The sequence below is a fragment of the Candidatus Magnetobacterium casense genome (assembly GCF_019173545.1).
Classification (GTDB): Bacteria; Nitrospirota; Thermodesulfovibrionia; order Thermodesulfovibrionales; family Magnetobacteriaceae; genus Magnetobacterium; species Magnetobacterium cryptolimnobacter.
On the sequence record NZ_JABXWD010000086.1, the window covers coordinates 1 to 11,451 of the forward strand.

At 49.6% G+C, this 11,451-nt stretch carries 8 protein-coding genes; all 8 read left to right on the forward strand.

Features of this window, described 5'->3' with window-relative positions; all coding sequences use genetic code 11:
* The first annotated feature begins 273 nt into the window (after positions 1-273).
* Entirely contained in the window at positions 274-900 is a 627-nt protein-coding gene (locus HWQ67_RS06545; protein WP_218251871.1) for an MEDS domain-containing protein, read from the forward strand.
* Positions 901-910: 10 nt separating this feature from the next.
* A complete protein-coding gene (locus HWQ67_RS06550) occupies positions 911-2,950 on the forward strand; it encodes a PAS domain-containing sensor histidine kinase (protein ID WP_218251872.1) in 2,040 nt (679 codons plus the stop codon).
* Positions 2,951-3,236: 286 nt separating this feature from the next.
* Positions 3,237-3,986 carry a YebC/PmpR family DNA-binding transcriptional regulator gene (locus tag HWQ67_RS06555; protein WP_218251873.1) on the forward strand — a complete coding sequence of 250 codons (750 nt, stop codon included), beginning with the start codon at positions 3,237-3,239 and terminating at the stop codon, positions 3,984-3,986.
* A 9-nt stretch (positions 3,987-3,995) separates the two neighbouring features.
* Positions 3,996-5,072 carry a S1C family serine protease gene (locus HWQ67_RS06560; protein WP_218251874.1) on the forward strand — a complete coding sequence of 359 codons (1,077 nt, stop codon included), beginning with the start codon at positions 3,996-3,998 and terminating at the stop codon, positions 5,070-5,072.
* A 203-nt stretch (positions 5,073-5,275) separates the two neighbouring features.
* Positions 5,276-6,685, forward strand: a complete 1,410-nt coding sequence (gene glmU, locus HWQ67_RS06565; protein ID WP_218251875.1) for a bifunctional UDP-N-acetylglucosamine diphosphorylase/glucosamine-1-phosphate N-acetyltransferase GlmU — start codon at positions 5,276-5,278, stop codon at positions 6,683-6,685.
* Positions 6,686-6,750: 65 nt separating this feature from the next.
* Positions 6,751-8,577 (forward strand): glutamine--fructose-6-phosphate transaminase (isomerizing), encoded by a 1,827-nt coding sequence (gene glmS / locus HWQ67_RS06570; RefSeq protein WP_218251876.1) that lies wholly within the window; start codon positions 6,751-6,753, stop codon positions 8,575-8,577.
* A gap of 23 nt (positions 8,578-8,600) precedes the next feature.
* The gene (locus HWQ67_RS06575; protein ID WP_218251878.1) at positions 8,601-10,724 is read left to right on the forward strand and encodes a UvrD-helicase domain-containing protein; all 2,124 of its coding nucleotides are present in this window, start codon (positions 8,601-8,603) and stop codon (positions 10,722-10,724) included.
* 24 nt (positions 10,725-10,748) lie between these two features.
* Complete coding sequence (gene gatC, locus HWQ67_RS06580; protein WP_218251879.1) at positions 10,749-11,036, forward strand: Asp-tRNA(Asn)/Glu-tRNA(Gln) amidotransferase subunit GatC; 288 nt, start codon at positions 10,749-10,751, stop codon at positions 11,034-11,036.
* The last annotated feature ends 415 nt before the right edge of the window (positions 11,037-11,451 follow it).

Below are 11,451 nucleotides of genomic sequence, written 5' to 3' on the forward strand. Positions count from 1 at the left end.
GGTTTTTGAAAATGGATTCCCGTTTTCACGGGAATGACAAGAAGTGGTATTTTGCGCCCATCTGTGTCATTCCTGCGTAAGCAGGAATCCAGAAAGTGCGAAACCATAGTTTCTAAGACAACGATCAACCGATGTTCCTGGTTGATAGTTCTGCCTGGATTGAATACATCATAACAAATACAAAATTCAAGGGCATTTCTGTTATACTATGTAGAAAGGCACAGATGTTTTTGTAAACGGGTAATATAACTCAAAACCTCAAAGGAGGCTAAGATGGCAACAAGTGATTATAAGGTCAACTATGGTTTTACGAAGGAGACATTCCCCCTTGGTACACATATGTGCTACGTGTATAACGACGACGGGGAGCGCAGGAAGGTAATGAGAAAGTTTGTGGAGAGTGGCCTTTTGGCAAGAGAAAAGGTGGTATACCTTGTCGATGTCGCCACAACAGACGACATAGACGACTACCTCAAGGTCATGGGGTTGGAGGTTGACCAAATGAGAAAAAGCGGCCAGATTGTGATGAAAACAACCATGAGTAGTTATTATCCGGATGGCTGTTTCAGTATTGATGACATGCTTCAGAGATTGAGGGATTTTTATAACCTTAGCCAGAACGAGGGTTATGCGGCAGTACGCGTCACTGGTGAGACCTGGTGGACTCAACGTGGAGTGCCAGGGTCCGAGCACTGGATCGAGTATGAGGCCATGCTTAACAAGCTCGTCCTGGACTATCCCTTCAGTGCTCTTATCTGTCAGTATGATGCAAAGATGTACAACGGGGCAACCATCTTTGACGTCCTCAGCGTCCACCCGTTGATGATTGTCCATGGACAGGTATTAAGAAACCCGTACTACATGCAACCTGATGAGTTCCTGGCAAAAAAAGGGCACTAACTCACTTTATATGGATGGGGGATTTATCCAGGCAGACATTGTAGGCAGGCTGCTTGTAATCCAGGAGGCGCTCGATGTCATGCCCGGCGTAAAGGGCATGGCCGAGTTCCTGGAGCGGGCGCTGTTGGAGGTGCCGGGGCTTGATGTGAGCTACATATGCCACAGGGGCCGCCTTTTCCTGGGACTAAACGTAGAACTTCCATGTTGTTCGGGGTCTGGACAGTGGCGGGAGGATGTCCGTGGTGAACACGAATGTGCCATAGAAAACATACAGGGTATGAAGGTGATGCCATTGAGGACCATCAATGCCCTCCACGGTTACCTCGTACTGGATGTAGGAGACCCGGAGCAACTTGCCCCCTACGAACCATTTCTGAAAAACATATGCAACGTCCTCTCCAGGACGATCGAAAACCGGGAAACTATGCAAAGCCTCAGAGAGGCCAACCTCGCACTCCAGAAGACACGTGATGTGCTCGAAGAGAGCGTATTGCAGCGCACCGAACAACTCAGAGAGAGCGAGGAACGCTACAGAGGCATGTTCTACGACAGCAGTGCCGTCATGCTCCTTATAGAGGCAGAGACCTTACACATCGTGGATGCAAACGATGCCGCATGTCGCTTCTATGGCTACGACAGAGAGACGCTCAGTACCATGACGATACAAAACATCAATATGCTGCCCCTGGAGAAGATTTATAACATAATACAGAGATTAAAGACCCATCAGACCGAGCACTTCTTCATGCGTCACAAGCTGGCAAGCGGCAAGATCAGAGATGTAGAGGTATACGCAGGGCCGGTGATGATAAAGGGTAAGATGTACATCTGCTCGGTGATCCACGACATAACGGAGCGGGTGAGGGCACAGGAGCATTTGCATCTGTTCAGATACCTCATGGACCAGACAAATGACGCCATATTCATAATAGACCCCCTGACGGCTCGTCTGTTGGATGCAAATGACAAGGCCTGCATCAGTCTTGATTATACAAAGGAGGAACTCCTCAATCTCAGCGTCCTTGACGTTGATGCTGTGGTAACAGGGGAGGCAGCCTGGAGGGAATACGTGACTCAACTCAAGAGCGCCACTGCCCTTGTCTTTGAAAGCAAACACAGGCGCAGGGATGCCTCCCTCTTTGATGTGGAGATAAACGTCAAGTACGTCTATAGCGAGATAAGCAATTATATGGTGGCCGTAGTTCGTGACATAAGCGAAAGAAAGCGCTATGAAAACAGTCTGCTTCAGACGACTCAACAGCTTGAGGAGCTAAACAGGACACTCAAGGACAGGGTTGCCGAGGAGGTTGAAAAGAACCGTCTGAAAGACCTCATCATGTACGACCAGGCCCGTCACACGGCCCTGGGGGAACTGCTTGTCAACATCGCCCACCACTGGCGCCAGCCTCTATGTACAATAGGGTTAATGGTTCAGGACATCAAGGATGCCTATAGCTACAATGAACTAAACGAACAGTACATAGACGATTCCGTAAAGGCCATGATGAAAGAAATCCTTGAATTATCAGATACCATAGACAACTTTAAGAGTTTCTACGTACACAATAAAGATATGACCCGTTTTAATCTCTCTGATACGGTAAACAAGGCAATCTCTATCATAAAGGATTATTTTAGGGGCAAAAACACAACCATTTACACGGATATGGATAAACGGATAACCCTGTATGGGTATCCGGATGAGTTCTCACAGGCGCTCCTGAACATATTAAGCAACACAAAGGATGCCTTTGAAGCAAGAAATGTGCTCAACGGCCTGATTAAAATCGAGGCACACCAAAATCCCCAAAGCGGCACGATTTCGTTGATCATTACCGACAATGGCGGCGGCATAAGTGACGATATCATAGGGAAGATATTTGACCCGTATTTTACTACAAAGGATAAGGCCAGGGGGACCGGCCTTGGATTGTACTCTGCCAAGGTCATAGTAGAGAAAAAGATGAAAGGCTCGATAACGGTCTCCAACACCAGCGACGGCTGCCAGTTCAGGATAGAGCTTCAAGCTGCCCTCACCGTATCCTTTTAAAAAAGCATGGTAAAATGGGGTCAAGGGGACTTCTTCGTGCCCGGGGTGGCTCACCCCTCCCCTTGCGGGGGGTTCTGAAGGGGGGCGGAGCCGCCCCTTTCTTTCTTGCCTTAAAGTATAGTTACCATAGAAATATAAAGAGGATACCCCTCACCCTTCTTTCTTAATTCGTACCCTTTATTTTTTTGGGGTGGTGTGATAAAATACAGGATGAGCATTTTTTATAGGCGGTTAGATAATTATAACCGATTAAATATTTACAGGCATTAGGACGGGGGGATTTGCAATGGCAGGGCATTCAAAGTGGGCACAAATAAAGCGGAAAAAGGCAACGACGGACTCAAAGCGTGGGAAGGTGTTCTCCAAGATAGTCAAGGAGATATCCATAGCGGCCAGGATGGGTGGCCCGGACCCGGACGGCAACGCCAGACTGCGCACCGCAGTTGAAAAGGCAAAGATGGCAAACATGCCCGTGGATAACGTCAAGCGTGCCATCCAAAAGGGTGCGGGGGAGTTGTCCGGACAAAACTACGAGGACATCATCTACGAGGGCTATGGCCCCGGTGGGGTTGCCATACTGATGGAGGTCCTCACTGACAATAAAAACATGGTCGTCGGGGAGGTCAGACACATCCTGACGAAAAACGGTGGCACGCTCGGAGAGGCCGGATGCGTGGCGTGGATGTTCAAAAAGAGGGGCTACATAGAGGTCGAAAAAAAACTAATCAGCGAAGACTCACTCCTGGGCATCGTCCTTGACGCCGGCGTGGACGACGTCAAAAATGACCCAAAAGAGGAACACTACGGCGTTATCACCGCCATAGAGGACTTTGCGCAGGTCAGAACCGCCCTTGAACAAGCCAGGATCAAAATCGCCTCCGGTGAGATCACCATGATCCCAAACACGTATATAAACGTCGATACCGCCACCCTGCAACAAAACATGAAGATCATAGACGCCCTCGAAGACCTCGACGACGTACAGAACGTCTACGCAAACTTCGAACTGCCCGATGACATGATGACGGATGCATAGTTTGACCCCATGAGCGTAAGAACCATCCTGTTGGCGGTTATCTTTTTACCGCTTGTCACGTTGTCCGTATACGCGCAATCACAGGCCGGTGGTCGGCTGACACCGGAGGAAGAGACCAACATCACAGTATACAAGCAAAACAGCCCTTCGGTTGTCAACATCACCACAACAACGTTAATAAAAGACTTCTTTTCCATATATCCGCAAAAAGGTTCCGGTTCAGGCTCTATAATCAGCCCCGACGGCTACGTCCTGACCAACGCCCACGTCATCGAGGATGCCTCGGAGATAAACATCACAATGACCGACGGCAAAAAATACCGGGCCAAGTTCATAGGCGCAGACCCCGACAACGACATTGCCGTAATAAAAATTATAAGCGATCAACCCACATCGTTTAAGGCCGTGGAGCTTGGCAACTCCGACGAACTCCAGGTCGGTCAACGGGTCTATGCCATAGGCAACCCCTTTGGGCTAAACTCGACGCTGACAACAGGGATAATAAGCGCCCTGAGCCGCCCTCTGACTACGGGCCGTGGCAGGGTCATGGAAAACGTCATCCAGACCGATACGCCAATCAATCCCGGCAACTCCGGCGGCCCACTGATCGATACCAGCGGCAGGATGATCGGCATCAACAGCGCCATCTTTACGCCATCGGGGGGCAGCGTGGGGATCGGTTTTGCCGTCCCGATCAATACGGCCAAGGCGCTCGTACCAGACCTAATCAAGTACGGGAAGGTTAAAAAACCCTGGATCGGTATCGTGGGAGTGCCGCTGTGGGAGAAACTGGCTCGTGCGCTGGAACTGCCCGTAGACAACGGCATACTCGTCTCACAGGTAATCAAGGGAAGTCCGGCACACAGGGCAGGTATCAAGGGCGGCTTCAAGGCTGTTGAGATCAGCGACACGGTGATCTACCTCGGAGGCGATGTCATACTCGAGGTCAATGAAACTAAGGTGTCATCGATGCAGGACATAGTAAAGGCACTCTCTGCTGCCGGCAACAGTAAGAGCGTACCGATAAAGATTCTCAGGGGCAAGGGCATTATAACAGTCAACTGTAAAGTGGAACTCAAGTCGTAAATATACTTTTTGATTAAGTACATGGACAAAAGTTTTTATATAACATCAGGATTGAGTATTATGGGGTCAAGGGGACTGGTCCCCTTGCGGGGGAGGTCTGAGGAGGGGGCAGAGCCGCCCTCCTTTTTTTCTTCTTTACGTATAAAATTATAGACAGGTATTTACAACAACCAAGACATTACAATAGCGAAGAGAGGCACAGGATGAAAATAGATGCAGTAGTACTGGCAGCGGGGTTAGGGAAGCGAATGAAATCCAACACCCCCAAGGTTCTCCATAAGATACTGGGTAAACCCATCATAAACTACATAACGGATGCCATAAACGCCGTAGACGCCATAGACAAGACGCTCATCGTGGTATCCCCCCACACGGAAGCACTCGTGCCGCTGTACAAAGGCACCGGAACATCGATTGCCTGGCAACATATCCCACTTGGCACGGCAGATGCGCTTAAGCCTGCCCTGATTGTCAACGGAGGGAATTTTGACCACCTGCTCGTACTTGCCGGAGACGTGCCACTAATCAGACCGGACACCCTGGATGCCCTCATCAGACAACACACCACGCACAATAACGCCCTGACCTTCATCACCTTCAATGCCGCTGTCCCCGGCTCCTACGGACGGATAAAGAGAAACCCCGATGGTACCATAACCGGCATAATAGAGGAAAACGACGCATCAGACCAGGAAAAAACAATCACCGAGGTAAACAGCGGTATCTATGTCTTTGACAAAGCTGCCCTGTCATACCTGGACAAGATCGAAGTCAACCCCAAAAAGGGCGAGTTCTATCTAACCGACATCGTTGCACTATGCTCTGCCGGTGGCTTACGAGTTGAGGCCACCTTGATGGCAGAGGAGGCCGAGTTTGTCGGTGTCAACAGCAGGGCAGACCTGCTTGCGGCACAGAAGCTCCTTCAGCAGAGGCTTGCCGCTCAGTGGATGGCCGAGGGGGTGACACTGATGGACATAGACTCAATCCTGATCTCCCCCGATGTAGTTATTGGAATGGACACGGTCATCTACCCTGACGTTGTATTAGAGGGTTATACGGAGATCGGTCAGGGGTGTACAATATATCCTGGAGTGATTATTATAGACACGATTGTCGGTGATAATGTTACAATAAAGAACTCGAGTGTGGTTGAGAACTCAGAGATAGAGGCGCAGGCAACAATCGGCCCGTTTGCACACTTACGTCCGGGTTCGGTGGTTGGAATCAAGGCAAAGGTCGGTAACTTTGTTGAGATAAAAAACTCCACAGTCGGAGCCAACACCAAGGTGTCGCACCTGAGCTATATCGGAGACTCGCAGCTAGGCCGAGACGTGAACATTGGCGCAGGGACCATAACCTGCAACTATGATGGCAGAAAGAAATACAGGACGGTCATAAAAGATAACGTGTTTATTGGCAGCGGTACAGAGCTTGTGGCGCCCGTGACGGTAGGTGAAAACGCCTTTGTAGGCGCCGGCTCAACCATCACCATCGATGTGCCGGATGATGCACTTGCCGTTGCCAGGGGCAGGCAGAAAAACATACATCAGTGGGCAGCCAAAAGGAATCTTGCACAACAAAAGGCCATGCAACACCCCAATGCCGAAAAATAAAGCAACGAAACTGAGGATGTAAAGATGTGTGAAGCGACCCGCAACAAGGGCAAAGGAATGGAGATATGTGTGGAATAATTGGATACACAGGCAGGAACAACGCAATAGAATTAATCCTTGATGGCCTGAAGAAGCTCGAGTACAGGGGGTATGACTCAGCGGGGATCGCCTTTATAGATGACTCTGCGGCGTTGAACATAGTGCGCTGCAAGGGCAAGATAGGCGAGCTGGTCAACAAGATAGGAGGCTTCCAGGGCAAGAGTAACACCGGCATCGGTCACACGCGCTGGGCCACTCACGGCAGCCCCTCTGAAAACAATGCACACCCGCACATGGTTGATGGCATAGCGTTGGTTCACAACGGGATCATAGAGAACTTCATGGAACTCAAGACAGACCTATTAAAAAAGGGCGTCCACTTCAGTTCCGATACGGACACGGAGGTTATCTGCCACCTGATAGCCATATACTACACCCAAGGGTACCCGTTTGTGGAGGCCGTGTCCACGGCAATCAAGCAGATACGAGGCTCCTATGCCATCTGCGTGCTTAACAAACAAGAACCTGATAAGATAATCTGTGCCAAAAAGGACAGTCCGCTTGTTATTGGTCTTGGTGATGGAGAGTTCTTTGCCGCCTCTGACGTACCGGCCTTTTTGAGCTACACCCGAGATGTGATCTTTATGGACGACTCCGAACTGGCCATCCTGACACGTGAAGGCGTGATATTCAACAACAGCGACTCGGAGGCCATATACAAAAAACCTACGACAATAACGTGGTCCCCCTCGATGGCAGAAAAGGGCGGCTACCGACACTTCATGCTCAAAGAAATATACGAACAACCACGTGCAATCACCGATACAATAACAGGTCGTGTCAACGTCCAGCGTGGTGAGACAAACCTCTATGAGTTCGGCTTTGACCGGGATTTCATATCCGGCATCAGTAAGGTCTGCATAACGGCCTGTGGCACCTCCTGGCACGCGGCCCTCTGCGGCAAGTACATGATAGAACAACTCTGCCGCATCCCGGTGGAGGTTGACATTGCCTCGGAGTTCAGATACCGGCAACCGATCATTGACGCCACGACCCTCTTTATCAGCATCACGCAGTCCGGTGAGACGGCAGACACGCTCGCCGCCATGAAAGAAGCCAAACGTGCCGGGGCCAAAACCCTTACCATCTGTAACGTCGTTGGCAGTACGGCGGCACGGGATGCAGACTTCGTCTTTTACACGCACTCCGGCCCTGAGATCGGTGTGGCATCGACCAAGGCCTTTGTCACACAACTGGTGTCGTTGTACCTGCTGGCTGTGGGACTGAGCAGCAGAAATCCCTCAGCGGTGGATACCGCCGAGCTGATAAACGACCTGCTGTCTCTGCCGTCGATGCTTGAAGAGGTGCTGATGTCCGACAGCGAAATCGAACACATGGCACGCACGATATCCAAGTCAGGTGGCTTCCTGTTTCTGGGCAGGGGTATCCTCTATCCCATAGCTTTGGAAGGGGCGCTGAAGCTCAAAGAGATATCCTACATCCATGCCGAGGGCTATCCGGCCGGAGAGATGAAGCACGGCCCCATCGCCCTGATAGATGAAAACCTCCCCGTTGTGATCCTGGTATCAAAGGGTGCGTTGTACGAAAAGATTATATCCAACATACAAGAGGTTAAGTCCCGTGGCGGCAAGACTGTGGTGATCTCAAACAGCGATGAGCCGGCAGTGCGACAGTTAGCTGACCTGTTCCTGCTGGTACCATCCTCAAACGTGTTTCTTAATCCGGTGATAATGTCAATCCCTATGCAGTTGCTCGCCTACCATGTGGCGGTCATAAAGGGATGCGACGTAGACCAACCAAGAAATCTCGCAAAAAGCGTTACCGTAGAATGAACCATTATGCAAGGAGTTAAGTAATGCCTGAACATCTTTTGCCTGAACATCTCTTGTTAAATACGCTTAATAAGCAGCAAAGGGCAGCACTAGAGCAAATCAATACCCCTGTGCTGGTATTGGGCGGGGCCGGCAGTGGTAAGACACAGCTATTGACTTATAAGTATGCTTATCTCTACTCGTTAGACAAGAAAAAATACGGTTCAATAATGGCAGTGACCTTTAACAACAAGGCCGCTATGGATATGAGAGAGCGAATCACGTATCTGCTCTCACAAGACCTCAGCGACTCCTGGATCGGTACGTTCTACTCACTATGCAACAGAATACTGAGAAAGGAACAACCCCTTACAGGGCTAAAAGACACATTTGTTATCTACGACGCCGACGACCAGTGTAAGCTCATCCGACACATCCTCAACGACATGAAGATATACGAGGCCCTCTACCGCGGAATTGTTACAAAGATCGGGTGCTTTAAGTCTACGCTGGTGCTGCCCGATGAACTGGCCTCCAGTTCCAGTAACTTTGACTTCGACGAAAAGCTGCTCAAGGTCTATGTCCGTTACCAGGATGAGATGAGACGCTCCAACGCCCTGGACTTTGACGACCTGATCATATACACCATAAAACTCTTCCAGGAACACCCCCAGGTACTGCAACGCTATCAACAACAGTTGTCTTACATCCTGGTTGATGAGTTCCAGGATACTAACTTTGCACAGTATCAATTTCTTAAGCTCCTGGGCAGTGAGGCCGCAAACATACTCGTTGCCGGTGACTATGACCAAAGCATCTACAAGATGAGGGGTGGCGAAAATGAAAACGTCCTGACCAAATTTGAAGCAGACTTTCCTTCCACCGCTATAATAAATCTGACACAAAACTACCGGAGCACCGAAAACATCCTCCGCGTCTCACACAGCGTCATTGTCAACAGTCACTGTCCCCCCTCAGATGACCTGTGGACCGACAGGGGGATTGGCGAAAAGGTCTGTCACTACTGGTTCATGTCAGAGGAGGAGGAGGCCAAATACGTCGCCAAAAACATCAAAGACATGTATCTCAAGGGCAGTTGCGCATATGAAGACATGGCCATCCTTTACCGTGTGAACCTCCAGTGTCGCGTCCTTGAGGAGGCACTCAGAAACGAAAGAATACCGTTTAAGATAATAGGCTCTGCCTGTTTTTATCAAAAAAAGGAGATAAAGGACCTCATTGCCTATCTCAAGTTGATTGTCAACAAGGACGATAACGTAAGCATGCGTCGCGTAATGAGCCTTTCATCACGGGCCATAGGGTTAAGCACGATAACCAGGCTTGAAAATGAGTCAAAACGCCAGGGCATAAGCATATACAGGGCAATGCGTCAACTGACTGCCCCAAAGGGGTTCAGTGTCACAGCCCGTGAACGACTCACCAATCTGTTAGACACCCTCGAGGCCATCTCAATTGCGCCACTGAGCAACCTCAATGATGCAATTAAGCTGATAGGCACCCATACCGGCTATATAGAGAAACTCGATGAGGTCTGCCTCAACAACATCTCAGAGCTGATGTACCTGCATGGCACGGTCCCCCTGGAGGTGTTCCTTGACACCGTCTCTCTTACGACCTTCAATGACGATGTGGTAACCAGAGGGCATGTCTCAATGACCACCCTGCACAACGTCAAGGGGCTTGAGTTTTCGATAGTGTTCATAACCGGTCTGGAGGATGGCCTCCTGCCCTACTTCAAGGCAACCGAAACCACCGAGGAACTCAACGAAGAAAGACGCCTGTTCTACATGGGAATGACCAGGGCAAAGGACATCCTGTTTATGACCGGAGCCAAACGCAGACGCCTCTACACAAAGTTCCAGGACCAGGAACCCTCGAGATTCCTCAACGATATCCCAAAGGACTGCTGCTTCTGGGTAGAGAAAAAACCAATCCCGGCAAACATCTCCACAAAGTTTCAAATCGATAAGCCCCCCGCGATGGAGTTCCCCTACAACACGGGTTGCAGGGTCAGGCATCCCAAGTGGGGCATAGGGATCATCAGGGAATGTTACGGCGAGGAAAACGACATCAAGGTAACCGTCAGCTTCCCAACCGTTGGCATCAAGCGCCTGGCCCTGAAGTATGCCAACCTCGAACGCATATAATCTTATGAATGTAAGGAGCATCTCATGACGATATCGCACAAAGACGTACAACACATAGCGGCCCTGTCTCGCCTGAGTCTGACGGAAGAAGAGAAAGAACTCTTTGGCAATCAACTCAACGACATCCTCCTGTACGTCAACAAGCTCAACGAACTGGACACCGCCGATGTCACCCCCACATCTCACGTCGTCCCCATGCAGAATATCTTCCGCAATGACACCCTGCAGCAATCCGTTGCCCTTGATGACGCCCTGGCAAATGCCCCCGACAGGGCCGGAGACTTTTACAGGGTGCCAAAGATCATAGAGTAAAAAAGAAAGGGGCGCTCCGCTTCTTTTTCGCTCCAGGAGGGGGCAGCGCACCTTTCTTTCTTGTATGCAGGCAATTTCGATACCCAAAAAAAATTCGAATCCGATCAGTATAACTATACTTTTTGCTTCTTGGTATATAAAGATGCTTTTTTGAGCAAATAATGTTTACTATATACTACAGATATATCAAATGGTATAAGTAAGATTTCCTTGTAAATGCCGGTAATGTATTCTTACTTGGGTTTTTGGACTGTTTTTCAAAAAAAACGCTTGACAATAATATTTAGAAAAGATTAGACTTATCACTGCTATGGTTTCGCACTTTCTGGATTCCTGCTTACGCAGGAATGACACAGATGGGCGCAAAATACCATTTCTTGTCATTCCCGTGAAAACGGGAATCCATTTTCAAAAA